Genomic DNA, 18,155 nt, shown 5'->3' on the forward strand with positions numbered 1-18,155 from the left:
GGGGACGGTGACCGTCCCCGGACCTCCGTGACAGTTTGAACCTGAATCATCTCCCGCCACCTCCACCCCCGCTCGACGGAGCCCAACCATGCCGGACACCCCATCCAACCTGGTGCTGCTGGTCCACCGCGACACGGATGGCAGCCATCGTCCCGAAACCACCCTTTTCCCGCCGGAATCCCTGCCGGAAGGGGATGTGCTGGTGCGGGTCCTTCGCTCGGGCATCAACTACAAGGATGCCCTGGCGGTCACCGGAAAAAGCCCGATCCTGCGCCGATTTCCGATGATTCCCGGCATCGATCTGGCCGGCGAGGTGGTGGCGTCCGAAAACCCGGACTGGTCTCCCGGCGAGGCCGTGCTTCTGACCGGACACGGGGTCGGCGAAACCCGGCACGGCGCTTTCGCGCAATACACCCGTCTGCCCGGCGCCTGGCTGGTTCCTTGTCCCGCGTCGCTCACCCCGGACGGCGCCATGCTGCTCGGCACCGCCGGCCTGACCGCCATGCTGTGCGTGATGGCCCTGGAGGCCGGCGGTCTGAAACCGGACGGGGGCACCGAAATCCTGGTGACCGGCCCGACCGGGGGCGTGGGAGGCTGGGCGGTGGTGCTGCTCAAACAGCTCGGATACAAGGTGTGCGCGGCCACGGGGCGTCTGGAACACGAGAGCTATCTGCGCCAACTCGGCGCCGACTCGATCATCCACCGCCAGGAGTTGACCGCTTCCAACAAACCCCTGGATACCCAGCGTTGGTTGGGCGCCATCGACGTGGCCGGTGGCAAGACCCTGGCCGGGCTGCTCAAGTTCATCCACTACAACGGCACGGTGGCCGCTTGTGGCCTGGCGGACGAGCCGGACCTGCCGGCCACGGTTTTTCCCTTCATCTTGCGCAATGTCCGTTTGCAGGGGGTCGATTCGGTGCATATCGACCGCGAAACCCGTGTCACGGCCTGGAAGCGCTTGGCCGAAGGGATTCCATCCGCGCTGTTCGCAACTTTCCTGGAACGCACGGTGGGCTTGAGCGGGATTCCGCAAGCCTGCCGGGAGTTGCTGGAGGGCCAGGTGCGTGGTCGGGTGCTGATCGATCCGTTCCTGGATCCGTGATCGGTACGACCTATTTGATATCATTTGTATTAACCCAACAGGAGAACATATATGACCCCTGCCGAGACCTACGAAAAAATGTATCGCCGCTCCATTGACGACCGCGAGGCGTTCTGGGGCGAACAGGCGGAGTTGATTTATTGGCACAAACCGTTCGAACGGGTGCTCAACTACGACAAACCGCCCTTCGTGCGCTGGTTCGAGGGTGGTCTGACCAACATCTGCTACAACGCGGTGGACCGGCATGTGGCGGAGCGGGGCGATCAGACCGCCATCGCCTGGGTTTCGACCGAGGTGAACGAGCGACGCAACATCACCTATCGCGATCTGTACACGCAGGTCAACGAGATGGCCTCGCTGTTGAAAGAATTGGGCATCGAGAGCGGGGATCGGGTGTTGATCTATCTGCCGATGATCCCGGAAGCGATCGTGGCCATGATGGCCTGCGTGCGCATCGGTGCGATCCATTCGGTGGTGTTCGGCGGCTTCGCCTCGCTGGCCCTGGCCTCGCGCATCGACGACGCCAGCCCGAAGTTGGTGATCACCGCCGACGCCGGCATGCGCGGTGGCAAGGTGACCCCCTACAAGCCGCTGCTCCTGGAAGGACTCAACGCGGTCACCGTGGAGCGCCCGAAAGTGCTGGTGATCAATCGTGGCCTGGATTCCAATCCCTGCCCGATTCCGGGTGAGATCGACTTTGCCACCGCCATGGGGTCGCATCGGGGCAAGATCGTGGAGCCGGAGTGGGTGGAGTCCTCCCATCCCTCCTACATCCTGTATACCTCCGGCACCACCGGGCGTCCGAAGGGGGTGCAGCGCGATACCGGCGGTCACATGGTGGCCATGCGGCAGTCGATGAAATACATCTACAACGTGGGGCCGGGCGAGGTGATGTTCGCCGGTTCGGACATCGGCTGGGTGGTGGGTCACTCCTACATCGTTTATGCCCCGCTTCTGACCGGTGCCACCACCATTCTTTACGAGGGACTGCCGATCCGTCCGGATCCGGGCATCTGGTGGTCGCTGGTGGCCGAGTATCGCATCAACTGTCTGTTCACCTCGCCGACCGCGATCCGACTGTTGAAAAAAACCGGCGCCGACTGGATCCATGCCCACGATCTCTCTTCGTTGCGCACTCTGTTCCTGGCCGGCGAGCCGTTGGACAAGGAGACCCATCGCTGGGTCACGGAGGCGTTGCAGGGGATTCCGGTGGTGGACAACTACTGGCAGACCGAGACCGGCTGGCCGATCTTGACCAACTTCGCCGGCCTGGGGTTGATGGAGAACAAGTTCGGCTCGCCGAGCAAGCCTGCGTTCGGTTACGAGACCGTGCTGCTGGATGAGCATGGCGTTGAGACCGGCGTCAACACCAAGGGGTCGTTGATGGTCCGTCCGCCGTTGCCGCCGGGCTGCATGACCACGGTGTGGGGGGACGATGACCGGTTCGTCAAGACCTACTTCTCGACCGCCAAGGAGTTGCTGTACGCCACCTTCGACTATGCGATCTATGACGATGACGGCTATTATTTCATCATGGGTCGCAACGACGACGTGATCAACGTGGCGGGTCATCGTTTGGGCACCCGTGAGGTGGAGGAGGCGCTTTGTACCCATCCCGCCGTGGCCGAGGCGGCGGCGGTGGGTATTCATGACGAGCTGAAGGGGCAGGAGATCGAGGCGTTCGTGGTGTTGATGGCCAATGTCGCGGTGCCGAGCGAGGATGAGTTGAAGGCGGTGGTGGCGCGGCATATCGGCGCGATTGCCCGTCCCAAGTTCATGCATGTGGTGCAAGGATTGCCCAAGACCCGTTCCGGCAAGGTGATCCGGCGGGCGATTCTGGCGATTGCCGAGGGTCGTGATCCGGGCGAATTGCCGACCATCGAGGATGGCAAGATGTTGGAGGTGATTCGCGATGCGGTGGAGCATCGGCACTGAAGTGAGGTGAGGTGAAAAGGCGTGGTGCGTCGATGTGACGCACCCGTCATCATGGGGGACCGGGGGCGGTGGAAACCGTGCCCGGGCCCTCCAGTCGTCACCGGGGCCCGGGGGCGGTGGGAACAGGCTGGATACGGCCTGTTCCAGCCTTGGTCAAGGGGGCATGGAACAGTCGTAGCCCCGTTCCGGTGCATTCATTGCAGGATGATATACGCACGATCCGTCATGAATTTGCTGCGGTGGAGCGAGAAACGCTCCCCTCGGAACAACTCCTTGAAGGCCACCGTTTCACCAGGATATTCCCGCGAATTCAGTTCGTCGAACATGATGACGCTGCCGGGCATCAAATGCGGACGAATGGCCTGGAGGCAGGCCTTGCTTGGTTCATAAAGCGCCATGTCGAAATAGGCCAGGGCCACGATGGTCTCAGGGTTCTTGACGAAAAACTCCTGGATCGTCTCCGTCACGTCGCCTTCGACCAGCTGGTGTTTCTTGATATTGCCCAACACGTTGTTCTCTTCATGAAAGGCGATCAACTCCTCCAGATACTTCCGGTATCCTTCCGACACCTTGTAGCCGCCGATGGTGATGGTTTCACTGGTCCGGTCCTGGTCGGAAATGGATGGATACCCCTTGAAGGTGTCGAAACCGATCACCCTTCGGCTTTGATTGAACGGTTCGTAAATGGCCCGCAGATTCTCGAACAACACGATGTTCTGCCCCCACCAGGTTCCGAACTCCATGATGACGCCAGGCTGATGCAAAATCAGTTCGTACAGTTCATTGATGAACAGGATCTTGGTCAAGGCTGAACTGCGCATGTACAAACCCAGGCAGGTCAGGAGTTGATCGACCGGCAACGGTGTTTCGCGGAACAAACGGTAGAGCTTTTCGCGATGGGCCAACTGCGCCTGACTCGACTTGGTTTCTTCCTTGTAACCGAACTGCTTTTCACTTGCGTTGATCTGGCTGCCGATCATGCATCACCTCAGGGCAAAAAATTGTCGGGTCATCGTTGTTCCGCAGTTCCACGGTAACTTGCATGATGGGGGGAGACCCCCCTCACCCCCCGTACCATGGACCTCCCTTCGGGAGTTCCACGGTAACTTGCATGATGGGGGGAGACCCCCCTCACCCCCCGTACCATGGACCTCCCTTCGGGAGTTCCACGGTAAATATGATGCCCTTTGGACAAAGAGTCAAAGGCAAAATCCACGACAAACCGTGGGGCTTTGCCCTGCATTCCATTGCATTGCGCGTCATCCTTTGCTTGCCAACCACAGCTCCTCCAACTCATCCAGCGACGCGTCCTTGGGGGTGCGGTTCTGGGCGTGCAGAGCCCGCTCCATGAACCGGAATCGATCCTGCGCCTTGTGGGTGGCACGTCGCAATGCGGTCTCCGGATTGATGCGGTAGTGCCGGGCCAGATTGACCAGGGTGAGCAGGATATCTCCCAGTTCCTCCTCGCGATTGTCCGCGTTTGGGGCGACCCGGAACTCCTCCAGCTCCTCGTGGATCTTTTCGATCACCCCGGAGGGATCTTTCCAGTCGAAACCCACCTGCGACATCTTGCGCTGCACCTTCGAGGCCCACAACAACGCCGGCAGATGGCTGTTGAGGTCGTCGAACACCGAGGCCGGTTCGCCACCCCCCTTGGCGGCCTTCTCTTCGCGCTTGATCTCCTCCCAACGGGCCACCACCCGGTCCGGATCGGTCTGACGCTCCTCCTCGCTGCCGAACACATGCGGATGACGCCGGGTCATCTTGGTGACGATCCCTTCGATCACCTCGGCCAGGGTGAAGTGCCCCTCCTCCTCGGCGATGCGGCTGTGAAAGACGATGTGAAACAGCAAATCCCCCAACTCGTCCTTCAATGCTTTCAAATCGTGGGTCTCGACCGCCTCCACCACCTCGTAGGCCTCTTCGATGGTGTAGGGGAGCAGGGATTTCAGGGTCTGCTTGCGATCCCAGGGACAGCCGTCCTCGCCGCGCAGACGGGCCATCAGGGATTCCAGGGCTTCGATCATCGGGCCGGAGGTTGGGGACTCTTTTTGCATGCCTGGTCTCTTTTTTTGAATGATTGGTCAAGGTTACGGGTTGTTATTTGCCCACTGCCACGGTTTCGACGCCGGTCCTGGAGGGACGATTTTTTCAATGTTCGGCTTAACCATGCGAATCAACGAGGAAAATGTCACGAATCGCACAGAAAATCGCGAAATGGCATAATGGTTGCTTAGAGGAAGCTACGAGCAAAGAAGTCTCATGTCAATTGCATTTGCTGACCATCGGGAGTCTTGGTATCCATGGATAGTGGCATCTATGCTGCCGTAAACGGGGCGCTGCGCACCGAAATGCGCCTCGACGTGCTGGCGAACAACCTGGCCAACGTCAACACCAACGGGTTCAAGGAGGGCAACATCACCTTTGATTCCTACCTGACCAAACCGGGTGACGAGCACCATCCCCTGCCGGGTGACGCGTTCATGGGTCACAAGGGGCCGATGGAATTGCCATATCCTTTTATCAATCCCAGGTCAAGCGCTTACAGCATGACCTATCCGGCGGCGCCGAGCACCACCACCGATACCACGCAGGGCGCGCTCAAGGGTACGGGCAATCCATTGGACGTGGCCATCGACGGGGAGGGTTATTTCGTGATCGATACACCGGAAGGAAGACGCTATACCCGTGATGGTTCGTTCCAGGTCAACGATCGTGGCGAGATGGTCACCAAGGATGGCCATCCGGTGATGAGCAGCGGCGGCGGTCCGTTGACCATCGGCATGGAAGGGGTGGAGATCAGCCAGGATGGTACCGTGGCCAGCCCGTCGGGACAGGCGGGACAGTTGTTGCGGGTCGGACTGCCCAAGGAGGGACTCAAACGGGTCGGACAGAATCTCTACGCCGCGCCCGATGGAAGCGAGACGTCGCTGGTGGGCGCGCGTGGCGGCTTCAAGCAGGGATTCCTGGAGGCCTCCAACACCAATACGGTGCGCGGCATGACCCAGATGATCGAGGCCAACCGCAATTTCGAGAACTATCTGAAAATCATCCAGACCCTGGATGGGATCGATGGTCAGGCCAACCAGATTGGCCATTTGAACAACTGATGCGATTTTCAACAGTCGATGACGCACATATAAATGACGAAACGAGAACGAGGAGTACCAAATCATGATGCGAGCCATGTGGACCGCGGCCACCGGAATGTCCGCCCAGGAGCGCAGTATCGATGTGATCGCCAACAACCTGGCCAACGTCAATACGTCGGGATTCAAGCACTCCCGCACCCATTTCCAGGATCTGCTCTACGCCAACATGCGTCCGGCGGGCAGCGAAACCTCGGAGACCGGTACCCAGGTGCCGGTGGGCATCCAGTTGGGACACGGTGTGAAGGTGGTGTCGGTCTCCAAGGAGTTCACCCAGGGGAGTGCCGTGCCGACCAGTGAGGCCCCGTTCAATGTGGACATGATGGTCAGCGGTCAGGGGTTCTTCCAGATCGAACTGCCCAACGGCGACATCGCCTACACCCGCGATGGTCACTTCGAGATCAACAAGGATGGCAACATCGTCACCGCGGACGGCTATCCGTTGCGGGGTGGCAACATCGGTGTGAATCCGCAGTTGCATACCGGGGTCACCATCGAGAGCGGCGGATCGATCGGATTCACCACCAACACCAACCCCGGCTTCGTGGCCAACCAGGGTCAGATCGAACTGGCCCGTTTTGTGAATCCATCCGGATTGACGGCCATCGGCAACAACATGTTCGTGGAAAGTGTCGCTTCCGGCACCCCGCAGGTGGCCAAACCGAACTCCGATGGCATGGGTAGTGTGCGTCAGCATGTGTTGGAGCAGTCGAACGTCAATATGGTGACGGAAATGGTTGACATGATCGCCACGCAACGGGCCTACGAAATCGGCACCAAGGCGATTCAGACCGCGGACAACATGTTGAGCCAGGTGGCGCAGCTGAAACGGTGATGAGGGTGTGAGAGGGGCATGGGGATGAACAGGTTCGGCCAACGGATCGCGGTGGCGTCGCTCCTGGTGGCGGGGTGGATGCCCAACCATGCGCATGCCCAGTTGATCCACGCCCGGGACGTGGCGCGCGCCAGCGAACAACAGGTACGCGCCCTGCTGGAGGGTGACGCGCAAGGGTTGCGGCTCGAAAAGGTCTTTTACCGCGATGAACTGCGACTGCCGGATGGTCCGGTGAGCTGGAAGATCAAGGCGGATGTGAACGATTGGGGATCCGGACGCCAGACCATCCCGGTCGAGGTGCTGGTCAACGGCAAGCCGGAGACGGTGATTCAGGTCGCGGCGATCTTCAAGCAGTCGCTGCGCTATCCGGTGCTCAAGCGGGCCATCAAGCGCGGCGACGTGGTGCGCGAGGGCGATATCAAGTGGATGGAAGGCGACCTGAAGAATCCGCCCGCCGGCATGATCGAGGATCCCAAGGAGATTCTCGGCATGAGCGCCACCCGGAGCATCACCTCGGATCGTCCGTTGCAGACCGATTGGTTCGCCTCCCCCCAGGTGGTGGCGCGCGGGGAGCGGGTGCGGGTGGTGGCGGTTTCGGGTGCGTTGCGCATCGAATCCACGGCGGTGGCCAAGAATGCTGGCCGGGTGGGGGAGATCGTGTCGATGGAGAATCCGGACAGTCACAGACGGTTCGATGCCCGCATCACCGGTCCGGGTCAGGCGGAAGTGATTTGGTAGTCTTGCGAGTGAAGGAGAGGTGTTCAAGATGAACGGATGGGCCAAGATGATCCTCCTCGTGCCGGTGCTGCCGATCGTGATCAGCGGTTGCGGGATGACGCGCGCTTCCGAGCGTCCACCGTCGCCGGTCGCCATCGTGCAGCCGACGCCTCCGGAGACCCTCGCCCCCAAGAAGGGGTCGATCTGGCAGACCACGGATCGCAACACCCTGTTTCTGGACAACAAGGCGCGCAACATCGGCGATGTCGTGATGGTGAAGGTGTCGGAAAATCCGATCGCCACCAAGAACGCCAAAACCAAGCTCGAGCGCACCAACGACAACACCTTGAGCATGTCCAACGCGCTCGATGTGCGCAAATTGCTGAAACTGAACAATCCGGCCCTGGCCGGCGAGGCCACGGCCAGCAGCACCAACAACTTCGAGGGCAAGGGCGACATCGCCCGCCAGAGCAAGCTCGAAGCCAAGATCTCCTGTCTGGTCACCCAGGTTCTGGCCAACGGCAACCTGCGCATCGAGGGGCGGCGTGACATCACCCTGAACAACGAAAACGAATACATCATCCTCTCCGGCGTGATCCGTCCGGAGGATATCAGCGCGGACAACTCCGTGACCTCGGATCAGATCGCCGACGCGCGCATCGAGTTCTCCGGCGACGGGGATCTGGATGATCAACAGCGTCCGAGCTGGATCGGTCGCTTCCTCACCACCATCAACATTCTGTGATCGGCATGAAAACCTTTCGCCGTTGTCCGCATTGGATCCTGGCCTTGTTGATGGTCGCGCCGGGGTTGGTGACCGTACCCGAGGTCGAGGCCGCGCGGTTGAAGGACGTGGTGGAGATCGAGGGGGTGCGCGACAACCCCTTGACCGGTTTTGGCCTGGTGGTCGGTCTGAACGGTTCGGGTGACTCGAGCGCCGCCTTCACCAATCAGTCGTTGAAGATGATGCTCGAACGCATGGGCATCTCCGCGGACCAGCAGGTGAAGGTGAAGAACGTCGCCTCGGTGATGGTCACCGCCACCCTGCCGCCGTTCGCCCGTCAGGGCAGCAAGCTCGATGTGATGATCTCCAGCCTGGGCGATGCCAAGACCCTCCAGGGCGGCACGCTGATCCTCACCCCCTTGAAAGGCGCGGATGGCCGCATCTATGCGGTGGCCCAGGGTCCGTTGATCGTCGGCGGTTTTTCGGCGGGCGGGGGCGGGGCCTCTCAGCAGAAGAACCATCCCACGGTGGGCCGCATCTCGGCGGGCGCCACGGTGGAAAAGGAGATCGAGTTCGAGTTGAACAAGGAGCAGCAGTTGCAGCTCTCCCTGCGCAATCCGGACTTCACCACCGCCAACCGCATCGTGCAGTCGATCAACGACGTGTTCGGCAAGCCTCTGGCCTCGGCCAGGGACTCGGGGACGATCGCCTTGGTGATCCCGCCGGATTATCAGGGCAAGGTGGTCAATTTCGTGTCGCGTCTCGAGTCCGTGCAGATCGATCCGGATCAGCGGGCACGGGTGGTGCTCAACGAACGTACCGGCACCATCGTCATGGGCGAGAACGTGCGTGTCTCCACCGTGGCCCTGGCGCATGGCGGCCTGAGCATCAAGATTCGCGAGGAGCCGAGGGTCAGCCAGCCCAACGCCCGTTCCCAGGGCGCCACCGTGGTGACGCCGGGTGGCGCGGTCAATGCCGAGGAGAAGGATGCGCGGGTTCTGGAGATGCCCGAGGGGGTGACCCTGGGCGATCTGGTGCGCGGTCTGAACGGCGTGGGCGTGACCCCGCGCGACCTGATCGCCATTCTGCAATCGATCAAGGCCGCGGGCGCCCTGCAGGCCGATCTGGAGATCCTGTGAGCGACGGCGTGAACATGCCGCCGGTGCCGCCGGCGCCGACCCCGGTCGCCAAACCGGCGGTGCCGTCGATTTCGAAAGCCGACCAGAAGCGCCTGAACGACGCCACCTCGGATTTCGAGGCGATGTTCGTTCAGCAGCTTTTCAAGTCCATGCGCCGCACCGTGCCCGAGGATCCCAACGGACGGTTGTTTGCCAAGAGTTCGGGCGAGAAGATCTTTCAAGAGATGCTGGATGGCGAGTACTCCAAGAATCTGAGTCGCGGCAACAGTGGTCTGGGCTTGAAGGAGGCGATCTTCAAACAGGCGGTCAACCGCCAGTTGGGACAGGTGGCGGAGGCGCAAACAGCGCTCGATCGGTCGAAAAAAACCGAGAATTCCTTAAACGCTGTCGCGCAATCGCCGATAGGTAAGGGAGGGGTGGCAAAACCCGGATATAATCCGTATGCTATCCGCGACACTCATTTACCAGCGGCGGGCAATCCAACACGCGTCGGCCCCGCGGATCCGGTGAACGATCGGGATTCTTGAAACCATGGAATCCCTCCGGCCTTGGATCGGGATTGAAGGAAGAGATCTTTAGCATGGTCACGAGAATCAAGAGCGTCAATGTTGGACAACTCGGTCGTATCTCCCGCAAGCGCACCGGGGGCAAGTCGAGTGCCGGGGCGGGGGGTGCGTCAGCCGCGGCGCGTTCGGACGATGCCCAGTTCTCGTCGGGCGCCCGGATCATGGGGCTGGCGAACGAGGCGATCGAAAACGCTCCCGAAGTGCGGGTGGAGCTGGTGGAACCGATCCGCGAGGCCGTGGCCGGCGGACGCTATCAGGTCTCCAGCCTGGAGGTGGCGGACAAGATTTTGCGTCAGGTCCTGATGGAACGAAAAAAATCCATTTGATTCGTTTGGGATAGATCGACTCATGTCATCCTCTGCCTTCGACGCGGTTGCCGAAACGCACCGTCTGACGTCTCTGCTCGATCCGATGATCGGACTCTTCGAGCGCCTGTTGCCTCTCCTGGAGCAGGAACGTCTGGCGTTGAAGGAGCGCAATCCCGAGCAATTGGAGATCGCCACCCGTCGGGTGGAGGAGGTGTTGGTCGAGATCAAGCGGCTCGATCTCTCCCGACAGGGCCAGGCGTTGCGCATGGCCCAGGCGTTGGGATTGAAGGACGACGCGGTGAATCTCAAGGAGTTGGACAAAGCCATGGGTGGCAATACCGGGCTGTTGTCCTATCGTCAGCGCCTGCGTGACTCGATCGAACGGGCCGAGCGTTCCAATCGCGAGAACCAGGCGATTTTCAAGGGGGTTTTGGTGGCTACCGAGACCATGCTGCGGGCACTCAAGGGGAGTACGCAAGGTCAGACGACCGCGTATGACCGGCGGGGATTCCGGCAGAATGGACCGGGTTACCACTTTTTATCCAAGCAATTCTAGCAACCCAATGGCGAGGGGTGGATTGCGCGTCGGGGTGGGGAGACCCTGGCGTTGTCGATCGGTCCTCGCGCCCAGGGAGGGGATGGTTCCATGTTGATACTGACGCGCAGAATCGGTGAGAGCCTGAACATCGGTGACGAGATCAAGATCACCCTGTTGGGCATCAAGGGCAACCAGGTGCGCATCGGCATTGACGCCCCACGCGATGTCGAAGTCCATCGCGAGGAGATCTACGACAAGATCAAACGCGAAACCCGCAAGGCCAACACCAAGATGTCCATCGACACCCTGGACGCGGCTTCCCGCATTCTGTCCCGAACCTGACCCTTCCCGTATTGCACCGTGGATCTTCCGATGGGTGCCCCACGGTGGAAACGTGGGGGGTTCCCTCCCATCCGGCACGTGGCGCTCCAGCGATTCCTTGTGGACGCGGCCTTGAGAATGTGATAAAATCTCTGCCAAGGAGATTCGCGTTTTTGTTCCAAGTCCGGAGGACACCATGACCGCCGGCGTGCCCGCGCCCCAGGCCGAGGCCCAGGTGCGCGCCTTGACCAGCGTGTTGCAACAGGTGGAGGAGTCGCGGTCCAACGAGTTGGCCACGAAGGGGGACATCTTGCGCCTGGAGCGGGAGATCGCGGAGACCCGAAGGGATATCGAACTGCTTCGCGCAGATATGGGCAGGGATATCGCGGCGTCCAAGATTGATGTCATTAAATGGGTCGCCGGCATGTTCATCGCCCAGACAGCCGTGATCCTCGGGGTGCTGTTCGGGTTGCTAAAAGGGCCAACGATTCCGTTGGTACACCAACCCGCCGTGGCCCAGGAGATGCGTCTGCCGGCCCCCATGGTGCCGAATCCGGTGGCACTGCCGCCGGCGCGATAGTGTCCCCGACCGCGCGGAAGGACGCCGATGTTTGACTCCCGACCGCGTGCCGGCATCCCGAGTGCGCGGAAGAACGCTGACGCTCAACAGAGCTTGCCGAAACTCCCGTTCGCCTGATCCAGGCCCCACAACTCCCCGTTCTCCAGATCGGCCCACCAGCCGTGCAGATGCAGCCGTTCGCGACGTACCCGTTCCGCGATCCAGGGATAGGTCATGAGATTCTGAATGGAGAGGGCGATGGTCGCCTGCTCGATCTGGGTGTTCGATGGCGGGCCGTGGTCTTGGCTTGTCGTTCGCAGGTGATCCACCGCGCTTTTGCCGATGGAGACCCACACCCCGAGGAATTCGCGATCATCCACCGGTTGCCGGGCCAGGCGCACCAGTTCGTGTATGCCTCCGCACTGGGAGTGGCCCAGCACCACGATGTGGCTGACCACCAGATCCCGCACTGCGAACTCCAGCGCGGCGCTCACCCCGGAGTGGGCGCCGTTGGGTTCGTAGGGGGGCACGAGGTTGGCGACGTTGCGCACCGTGAAGACATCGCCGGGTTCGAAATGGAGCATGATGGCCGGATCGACGCGCGAGTCGGAACAGCCGATCAACATGATGGGCGGGTGTTGACCATCCTTGACCAGGGATTCGAACAGTTCGCCGCGTTGCTCGTAGTAGTAGGCGTGAAACCCCTTGAACCCGGCGATGAGTCGCTTGATGATGTTTTGCTGGGACATGGCGCGCTCCGGATGAGGTTGGCATGCGAGAGAATCGGGGGTCGTTTCTTGATGCCGATCAAAGTGTATCCGAATTCGTGAGGTTCGGACAAGTGGCATGCCTGTCGTCTGTTCCGGGTGTTCACGGGGGGGATGCGCGACTTCCTTGCCGAAACGGGCGCGGATCTGTCATGATCGGGTTGCGTTCGGGAATAGGGCCGGACGTGTCGAAATTCCGCTGTCCAAACTTCTCTTGTCAGGCATCCGCATGCGACGCATACCCACTGAACCCGTGATCCAACCCATTGACCTGACCCGTTGCGGCGAGTTGCCCGACTGTCCCCTGGCGGATGCCGCGCGGGTGGCCGGGGTGGCCGACGAGGCCTTGTTGCGTTACCTGGAGGAGGCCAACAGCGTGCCCGGCGACGGGCGCATCCGGCTGGGGGTGTTGATTCGCGCCGCCTTCACCTTGTTGGGGCGCAAGGAGAACCAGGCCGCGATGTTGCGTCAGCAGCTCTCCGCGACTTTGGATCGGGAGCGACAGCTCTCCGAGACGCTGCGCGCCGGGTTGCTCGGATCCGGAGTGGTGGTGGACGTTCCGCGGATGGCGGAGCCGCGCGGCGTCGAAAGTCCCGTTGGGGTCAACCCGAAGGCGCTGCCCGCCAAAAAGAAGAAAAAGAGATAGTCCAGGCCGTTTCTGGTCACCCCACGGGAACCTGAACCCATGCCGCGTTTGCGCCAGGATCTGCTCATCGCCTACCTGACCGCCGCCGCCGTGACCGCGCATCTGTTGGAGGCGGCTTTGCCCGGTCCCGGTCCCTGGTTCAAACCCGGCCTGGCCAACATCTTCACCCTGGTCGCCTTTTTTCTGCTGGGCTGGCGGGCTGCGGTGGCCGTGACCCTGTTGCGCATTCTCGCCTCCTCGCTGGCATTGGGGGTTCTGTTCACTCCCGGATTTTTTCTGAGTCTGGCCGGAGGGTGTGGGGCGCTCGTGCTGCTCGGCGTGGTCCGTCTGCTTCCCGATATCGGGCTGGGACCGGTGGGGGTGTCGTTGTTGGCGGCCATGGCCCACATGGCGGCGCAAGGTGTGGCGGCCTGGATCTTGCTCATCGGTCATGCGGGGATCCTCGCCGCCGTGCCGTGGCTCTTGGCCGGCTCCTGGATCACCGGGATTCTCAACGGTTTGTTGACATTTTTGCTGTTGGAACAACTCGACCGTCACCGGTATCTGCTGACCGACCCATGAACGTCCTCCAGGAAGCGGGTTCCAACTCCGGACACGGGGTGTTGCCATCCCCCCGATACCGTTCGCCGTGGTTGGCCCTGTTGTTCTCCCTGTTCGTGCATGCGCTGTTTTTGGCGCGCATCGACCTGCTCGTCCCGAAAATTCCTCAAAAGATCGATCCGCCGGCCTTTACCGTGGAGATGATCCCCACGCCGCCCGTCAAGGACCTTCTCCCCGAATCGGCACCCGCGCCACCCGAACCCGCGCCGCTCCCGCCGGAAGCGCCCCCGCTCGACCCCGCGCCGCCGAAACCGGCTCCCGCGCCTCTGCCGGAGCAGGCCAGGAGCCCGTCGCCACGGGAAGGGATCAAACCGTCCGTCAAATCCAGGGAGAGACCCAAACCCAAGAGCGAGGAGCGTTCCAAATCCGCCGAGAGGCAGGTTGACGCCAAACCCGAGAACAGCGCGCCCCCGGTGACGGCCAGGAACGCGGAGGATCCCTTGGCCCGACCGTTGAATCTCAACCCGTCGCTCTCCGACATCTCCCGCTGGGATCGGGAGCGGCAACGCCGGGCACGGGAGCATGGGGTCAAACCACGCGAGGCGACGGTCAGCCTCGACAACCCGGAACCACGGTTCACCACCTATTTCACCCGTCTGAAGGAGCGGATCGAGCAGGGTTGGAGCTATCCCGCCGCGGCCAAACGCGATCGGCTCTCCGGCACCCTGGTGATGCGTTTCACCATCGAGCGTTCCGGCGCCATCACCAACATCCGCATCGAACGCCCCTCCGGGGAGGCGATGCTCGACGAGGCGGCCCTGCGGGCGGTGCGTCAACTCCATCCGTTTCTGCCGTTGCCGGAGGATTGGGATCTGGAACGGCTGCACGTTCAGAGCGTGTTCGAATACATTCGCGGCGGTTTCCGCATGGATCGATAAGCATGGAGCGCGGGTTCGACGAGGCGAAGTGTCGCCAACTGGCCGGATCGCTGCTGGCGCGGTATGACCGGGAGGGGCGTGATCTGCCCTGGCGGCGCACCCGTGATCCGTATCGGATCTGGTTGGCGGAGATCATGCTGCAACAGACCGGGGTCAAGACGGTCTTGGCCTATTATGCGCGGTTTCTGGAGCGTTTTCCGACGATCCAGTCCCTGGCCGCCGCCGAGTTGGAAGCGGTGTTGAGCATCTGGCAGGGGTTGGGGTATTACCGGCGCGCGCGTCATCTGCATGCCACGGCGCGTCAGGTGTCGGACGAGTTGGGAGGACGGTTTCCCGAGACGTGCGAGGCCATGGGGCGTCTGCCCGGTATCGGACCGAGCACCGCCGGCGCGATCCTCGCCATTGCCTTCGGGCAGCATCAGGCGATTCTGGATGGGAATGTCAAACGGGTGCTGGCGCGACTGCTGGCGCTGGAGGTGCCACCGGATGCCACCGCCGGCAAGCGGATTCTGTGGGAGCAGGCCCGACGACTCACCCCCCGCGAGCGGCCCGGCGACTACGCGCAGGCGATCATGGATCTGGGGGCGACGGTCTGTTCGCCGCGCCGACCCGCTTGCCTTTCCTGTCCTTGGCAGGGAGATTGCGCGGCCTGCCGGCTTGGGCGTCCCGACCTCTATCCGGTCCGGCTGGCCCGGACGCCCAAGCCGCGCAAGTACCAGTTCCAGGCGTTGGTGACCCGACCGGATGGCCGGGTGCTGTTGTTGCCCAATCGTGAGGCCCCCCTGCTGGGAGGTCTCTGGCATCCGCCGGGGGATGAGCCTGGTTGGTCTCCAATGCCCCCCGAGGCTCAAAACGTGCGGCGTCATCTGGCCGAGGCGTTTGGCATCGATGTCGCGACACCGCTCCCCTTGGAAGCGGTGACCCACACCTTTACCCATTTTCACCTGACCGTTTTTCCGTTTCTGTGTTCCTGGCGGGCGGGAGAGCCCCCGGAGGCGAGCGGCGGTCGTTGGATCGACTGGCGGCTGGATCGCCACACGCCCCTGGCCACCCTGCATCGCAAGGTGCTGGAACGTCTGGGGTGACGATGCCGCGCCACCTGCCGGGCGGGTGGGGGCGGAAGCCGCCTTCTCACCAGCCGGGCAGGTGGGGAAGCGTCACCGTGTCTGGCCGGGCTGAACCTCCTGTTGCACCTTTTCCATCGTGGCTTCCAGCCGTTGCCGATAGCTGTTCAACATCTCCTGAAGATCCCACAGACTGACGTTGACCACGCTGTTGGCCGGACAACTGCTCGCCTTGGAGGTGATGACCCGCACCCGCGCGGCGGGTTGCCCCTCCTCCGGCACCTGATCGAAACGGACCAGATCCCCGGTGGAGAGGGCGCACTCCTCGTTCGAACGGATCTCGGTGGCCTCCAAGGTTTCGGAGACCTGAAAGATGTAGGCTTCCGGCTCTCTGGAGTCGAGGATCTGGGCAAGGGAGAGGGGGCGTTTTTCCTGGTGGTCGAGCAGATCCTGCTTGACCTGCTTGGAGAACTGCTTGCGCACCGGTTCCGGAACCGGCAACGGCGCCCGTTCCAGCTCCCGTTCCGAGTCGCTCGACTCTTCCAGCAGGTCCAGGCGGATCCTCTGATCCTCCAGTTCGTGACGCAACGCCTGATTGCTGGCGCTCACATCGGTCAGTTCCTGGCGCAACGAAGCCACGGTGGCGTTGAGCTGATTGACCTGCGGGTCGTCGTAGGGGGCGGGGGCGATGGACGTGTAACCGTCATCCACCGCGCCGGCGAGCAGCCAGTCGATCAACAGCTCCAACGGATTTCGATAGACATCGATCGTGTCGTGATAACTCACCAGCGGCGGCGGACAGATGATGCAGCTGGGGGTGACCTCGATGGGGCTGGGCAAGGGGTCGGTGAACAAGGTATAGACCGTGGGTTGGAACGGCTGGGGATCGTACAGGTAGACCTCGACCTGCCGCACCGGCACGATCGCGTAGGTCCAGATCACCGGTTGGGGCAGCATCACGATCCGACCGGAGGTGAAACGGGCATGCACGGTGCGATGAATGATGCGGTGTTCGTGACCGCGCTGGTCGCGGCGCGTGGCGAACTTCTCTTCGAAGAACCGCTTCTTGTTGGGCAGATAGGCCTCGCGCAAGCCGTTGTCGTGGATGGTCAGGGTGGGACGCCCCGGCGCGGAGCGGGTGACGAAATCCGCGCCATGGACCACCCGGCGTCCATCCTGATAGACGCGCGTGCGTCTGCCGGTCTCCGGATCCTTGAAATTCTGATAGGCGGTCACCTTCTGGCGTCCGTCCGGAAGGGCGAGCGCCCGCACCCGTACCTCGGCGCCATCGTCGCGATGATGCTTGAGGGTCCAGCCGGCGCGATCCTTTTGGGTCATCACCGCGGTTTGGGGCGTCACTTGCAGGGATGAGGCGGGAGTCGGGGCTGCCCGGTCCCGATCGCCGCGCCGCTCCTTGACCGGTTCGTGGCCGCGCGATTCCGGAACGCCGGTCCCTTTGAACTCCGCGCCGCCTGGGGTGGCGTGGGAACGCGGGGTAGCGCCATCCGGCATCCGTCCCGTTTCGGGCGGGCGTGGCCTTTTGCCTTCGCCAGGACGGGTCTCCGCTTCCGGCTTGCCGATGCCGGGAATGGCCGTTCCCGTGGTTTCGGGTGGATGAACATCCCGGATCGGACGATCCCCGGCTCCTTTTCCATCCGGTCCACGCCCTCCTTCGGGCCCGCGCGGGATCTTGCCGCCGGGCCGTTCCCCTTCGGGCGGTTGGAGCGTTTTTTCCTCCGACCCGCGCCCCCCTTCGGGCCTGCGCGGGATCTTGCCGCCGGGCCGCTCCCCTTCGGACGGTTGGAGCGTTTTTCCCTCCGACCCGCGCGGCCCTTCGGGAGGTTGGGGCCTCCGCCCCTCGGGAGGACGCGCCTCGGGCTCGCTTTTCCCGATCCCCGGCAAGGCGATCCCTGCGGGCGACTCCCTCGGTTCGCGCGCGCCGGGCATGGGGCGGTCCCGTCCCGAGGGCTCCGGGGTTCCGCTGATCGAGGGGTGCCCCCGCGCCGGTTCCGGTTGATGGATCTTCTCTTGCCTGGGCTCCCTGACGGGGGAGGGCTCCGGCTGGCGACGTTGTTGTGGTTCGAGTTGTTGACGTTGCGGCTCTGGCTGCTGCTGACGCTGCTCTTCGGCCTGTTGGCGTTTTTGTTGATCGAGTTGTTGGCGCTGGCGGCGCTGCTGCTCGTCGGCTTGCTGGCGGCGCTGCTGCTGCTCCATCTGCTGCTGGCGCTGCTGCTCGTCGGCTTGCTGGCGGCGCTGCTGCTCCATCTGCTGCTGGCGCTGCTGCTCGTCGGCTTGCTGGCGGCGCTG

Annotated in this window: 21 protein-coding genes; 17 read left to right on the forward strand and 4 right to left on the reverse strand. The window is 62.5% G+C overall.

Annotated features, from left to right (window positions below; genetic code table 11):
- Positions 1 to 88 precede the first annotated feature (88 nt).
- Both ACV4UY_RS01840 and ACV4UY_RS01845 read left to right on the forward strand, forming a co-directional pair.
- Positions 89 to 1,102 (forward strand): MDR family oxidoreductase, encoded by a 1,014-nt coding sequence (locus ACV4UY_RS01840; protein ID WP_491605960.1) that lies wholly within the window; start codon positions 89 to 91, stop codon positions 1,100 to 1,102.
- Between the two features lie 51 nt (positions 1,103 to 1,153).
- Positions 1,154 to 3,037, forward strand: coding sequence for a propionate--CoA ligase (locus ACV4UY_RS01845; RefSeq protein ID WP_491605961.1), 1,884 nt, complete (start codon positions 1,154 to 1,156; stop codon positions 3,035 to 3,037).
- Between the two features lie 194 nt (positions 3,038 to 3,231).
- On the opposite strand, the gene ACV4UY_RS01850 is transcribed toward ACV4UY_RS01845, so the two are convergent.
- Complete coding sequence (locus tag ACV4UY_RS01850) at positions 3,232 to 4,017, reverse strand: dTDP-6-deoxy-L-hexose 3-O-methyltransferase (protein ID WP_491605962.1); 786 nt, start codon at positions 4,015 to 4,017, stop codon at positions 3,232 to 3,234.
- A gap of 279 nt (positions 4,018 to 4,296) precedes the next feature.
- On the reverse strand, positions 4,297 to 5,094 hold the full coding sequence (mazG, locus tag ACV4UY_RS01855) for a nucleoside triphosphate pyrophosphohydrolase (protein ID WP_491605963.1): 798 nt from the start codon (positions 5,092 to 5,094) through the stop codon (positions 4,297 to 4,299).
- A 246-nt stretch (positions 5,095 to 5,340) separates the two neighbouring features.
- Between mazG and flgF the strand changes: the two genes are divergently transcribed.
- The 10 genes from flgF (at position 5,341) to ACV4UY_RS01905 (ending at position 11,914) form a co-directional block, all read left to right on the forward strand.
- Positions 5,341 to 6,147, forward strand: coding sequence for a flagellar basal-body rod protein FlgF (flgF, locus tag ACV4UY_RS01860; protein WP_491605964.1), 807 nt, complete (start codon positions 5,341 to 5,343; stop codon positions 6,145 to 6,147).
- 64 nt (positions 6,148 to 6,211) lie between these two features.
- On the forward strand, positions 6,212 to 7,021 hold the full coding sequence (gene flgG / locus ACV4UY_RS01865) for a flagellar basal-body rod protein FlgG (RefSeq protein WP_491605965.1): 810 nt from the start codon (positions 6,212 to 6,214) through the stop codon (positions 7,019 to 7,021).
- A 24-nt stretch (positions 7,022 to 7,045) separates the two neighbouring features.
- Positions 7,046 to 7,759, forward strand: coding sequence for a flagellar basal body P-ring formation chaperone FlgA (gene flgA, locus ACV4UY_RS01870; RefSeq protein ID WP_491605966.1), 714 nt, complete (start codon positions 7,046 to 7,048; stop codon positions 7,757 to 7,759).
- Positions 7,760 to 7,787: 28 nt separating this feature from the next.
- The gene (locus ACV4UY_RS01875) at positions 7,788 to 8,483 is read left to right on the forward strand and encodes a flagellar basal body L-ring protein FlgH (RefSeq protein WP_491605967.1); all 696 of its coding nucleotides are present in this window, start codon (positions 7,788 to 7,790) and stop codon (positions 8,481 to 8,483) included.
- Positions 8,484 to 8,488: 5 nt separating this feature from the next.
- Positions 8,489 to 9,601 (forward strand): flagellar basal body P-ring protein FlgI, encoded by a 1,113-nt coding sequence (locus tag ACV4UY_RS01880; RefSeq protein WP_491605968.1) that lies wholly within the window; start codon positions 8,489 to 8,491, stop codon positions 9,599 to 9,601.
- A complete protein-coding gene (locus tag ACV4UY_RS01885; RefSeq protein WP_491605969.1) occupies positions 9,598 to 10,128 on the forward strand; it encodes a rod-binding protein in 531 nt (176 codons plus the stop codon). The genes ACV4UY_RS01880 and ACV4UY_RS01885 overlap by 4 nt, the downstream gene beginning before the upstream one ends.
- A 53-nt stretch (positions 10,129 to 10,181) precedes the next feature.
- Entirely contained in the window at positions 10,182 to 10,493 is a 312-nt protein-coding gene (gene flgM / locus ACV4UY_RS01890; RefSeq protein ID WP_420904581.1) for a flagellar biosynthesis anti-sigma factor FlgM, read from the forward strand.
- A 22-nt stretch (positions 10,494 to 10,515) separates the two neighbouring features.
- Positions 10,516 to 11,031, forward strand: a complete 516-nt coding sequence (locus tag ACV4UY_RS01895; RefSeq protein WP_491605970.1) for a flagellar protein FlgN — start codon at positions 10,516 to 10,518, stop codon at positions 11,029 to 11,031.
- A gap of 90 nt (positions 11,032 to 11,121) precedes the next feature.
- Positions 11,122 to 11,355, forward strand: coding sequence for a carbon storage regulator CsrA (csrA, locus tag ACV4UY_RS01900; RefSeq protein ID WP_420904583.1), 234 nt, complete (start codon positions 11,122 to 11,124; stop codon positions 11,353 to 11,355).
- A gap of 175 nt (positions 11,356 to 11,530) precedes the next feature.
- Positions 11,531 to 11,914, forward strand: a complete 384-nt coding sequence (locus ACV4UY_RS01905; protein WP_491605971.1) for a hypothetical protein — start codon at positions 11,531 to 11,533, stop codon at positions 11,912 to 11,914.
- A gap of 83 nt (positions 11,915 to 11,997) precedes the next feature.
- Here the strand turns inward: ACV4UY_RS01905 and ACV4UY_RS01910 are convergent, their stop codons facing one another.
- Positions 11,998 to 12,642 carry a carbonic anhydrase gene (locus ACV4UY_RS01910; protein ID WP_491605972.1) on the reverse strand — a complete coding sequence of 215 codons (645 nt, stop codon included), beginning with the start codon at positions 12,640 to 12,642 and terminating at the stop codon, positions 11,998 to 12,000.
- Between the two features lie 271 nt (positions 12,643 to 12,913).
- Here ACV4UY_RS01910 and ACV4UY_RS01915 point away from each other — a divergent pair, with 271 nt between their 5' ends.
- The 4 genes from ACV4UY_RS01915 to mutY are packed head-to-tail and all read left to right on the forward strand — an operon-like array spanning position 12,914 to position 15,869.
- Complete coding sequence (locus ACV4UY_RS01915; RefSeq protein WP_491605973.1) at positions 12,914 to 13,306, forward strand: hypothetical protein; 393 nt, start codon at positions 12,914 to 12,916, stop codon at positions 13,304 to 13,306.
- A 39-nt stretch (positions 13,307 to 13,345) separates the two neighbouring features.
- Complete coding sequence (locus ACV4UY_RS01920) at positions 13,346 to 13,867, forward strand: Gx transporter family protein (protein WP_491605974.1); 522 nt, start codon at positions 13,346 to 13,348, stop codon at positions 13,865 to 13,867.
- Positions 13,864 to 14,784: a cell envelope integrity TolA family protein gene (locus ACV4UY_RS01925; protein ID WP_491605975.1), complete on the forward strand. Its 921-nt coding sequence runs from the start codon at positions 13,864 to 13,866 to the stop codon at positions 14,782 to 14,784. The genes ACV4UY_RS01920 and ACV4UY_RS01925 overlap by 4 nt, the downstream gene beginning before the upstream one ends.
- A gap of 2 nt (positions 14,785 to 14,786) precedes the next feature.
- Positions 14,787 to 15,869 carry an A/G-specific adenine glycosylase gene (gene mutY / locus ACV4UY_RS01930; protein ID WP_491605976.1) on the forward strand — a complete coding sequence of 361 codons (1,083 nt, stop codon included), beginning with the start codon at positions 14,787 to 14,789 and terminating at the stop codon, positions 15,867 to 15,869.
- Positions 15,870 to 15,941: 72 nt separating this feature from the next.
- Here mutY and ACV4UY_RS01935 read toward each other — a convergent pair whose 3' ends face one another.
- Positions 15,942 to 17,795, reverse strand: a complete 1,854-nt coding sequence (locus ACV4UY_RS01935; protein ID WP_491605977.1) for a hypothetical protein — start codon at positions 17,793 to 17,795, stop codon at positions 15,942 to 15,944.
- A gap of 81 nt (positions 17,796 to 17,876) precedes the next feature.
- On the opposite strand from ACV4UY_RS01935, the gene ACV4UY_RS01940 reads away from it, so the two are divergent.
- The coding region (locus ACV4UY_RS01940; protein ID WP_491605978.1) for a hypothetical protein at positions 17,877 to 18,155 on the forward strand (279 nt) is incomplete at its 3' end.

The sequence above is a fragment of the Candidatus Magnetaquiglobus sp. genome (genome assembly GCF_058402785.1).

Bases quoted from the DNA above. Each gene is read 5' to 3' on its own strand.
- ACV4UY_RS01840 (WP_491605960.1), top strand. From the start codon at position 89: ATGCCGGACACCCCATCCAACCTGGTGCTGCTGGTCCACCGCGACACG.
- ACV4UY_RS01845 (WP_491605961.1), top strand. From the start codon at position 1,154: ATGACCCCTGCCGAGACCTACGAAAAAATGTATCGCCGCTCCATTGAC.
- ACV4UY_RS01850 (WP_491605962.1), bottom strand. From the start codon at position 4,017: ATGATCGGCAGCCAGATCAACGCAAGTGAAAAGCAGTTCGGTTACAAG.
- mazG (WP_491605963.1), bottom strand. From the start codon at position 5,094: ATGCAAAAAGAGTCCCCAACCTCCGGCCCGATGATCGAAGCCCTGGAA.
- flgF (WP_491605964.1), top strand. From the start codon at position 5,341: ATGGATAGTGGCATCTATGCTGCCGTAAACGGGGCGCTGCGCACCGAA.
- flgG (WP_491605965.1), top strand. From the start codon at position 6,212: ATGATGCGAGCCATGTGGACCGCGGCCACCGGAATGTCCGCCCAGGAG.
- flgA (WP_491605966.1), top strand. From the start codon at position 7,046: ATGAACAGGTTCGGCCAACGGATCGCGGTGGCGTCGCTCCTGGTGGCG.
- ACV4UY_RS01875 (WP_491605967.1), top strand. From the start codon at position 7,788: ATGAACGGATGGGCCAAGATGATCCTCCTCGTGCCGGTGCTGCCGATC.
- ACV4UY_RS01880 (WP_491605968.1), top strand. From the start codon at position 8,489: ATGAAAACCTTTCGCCGTTGTCCGCATTGGATCCTGGCCTTGTTGATG.
- flgM (WP_420904581.1), top strand. From the start codon at position 10,182: ATGGTCACGAGAATCAAGAGCGTCAATGTTGGACAACTCGGTCGTATC.
- ACV4UY_RS01895 (WP_491605970.1), top strand. From the start codon at position 10,516: ATGTCATCCTCTGCCTTCGACGCGGTTGCCGAAACGCACCGTCTGACG.
- csrA (WP_420904583.1), top strand. From the start codon at position 11,122: ATGTTGATACTGACGCGCAGAATCGGTGAGAGCCTGAACATCGGTGAC.
- ACV4UY_RS01905 (WP_491605971.1), top strand. From the start codon at position 11,531: ATGACCGCCGGCGTGCCCGCGCCCCAGGCCGAGGCCCAGGTGCGCGCC.
- ACV4UY_RS01910 (WP_491605972.1), bottom strand. From the start codon at position 12,642: ATGTCCCAGCAAAACATCATCAAGCGACTCATCGCCGGGTTCAAGGGG.
- ACV4UY_RS01920 (WP_491605974.1), top strand. From the start codon at position 13,346: ATGCCGCGTTTGCGCCAGGATCTGCTCATCGCCTACCTGACCGCCGCC.
- ACV4UY_RS01925 (WP_491605975.1), top strand. From the start codon at position 13,864: ATGAACGTCCTCCAGGAAGCGGGTTCCAACTCCGGACACGGGGTGTTG.
- mutY (WP_491605976.1), top strand. From the start codon at position 14,787: ATGGAGCGCGGGTTCGACGAGGCGAAGTGTCGCCAACTGGCCGGATCG.
- ACV4UY_RS01935 (WP_491605977.1), bottom strand. From the start codon at position 17,795: ATGCCCGGCGCGCGCGAACCGAGGGAGTCGCCCGCAGGGATCGCCTTG.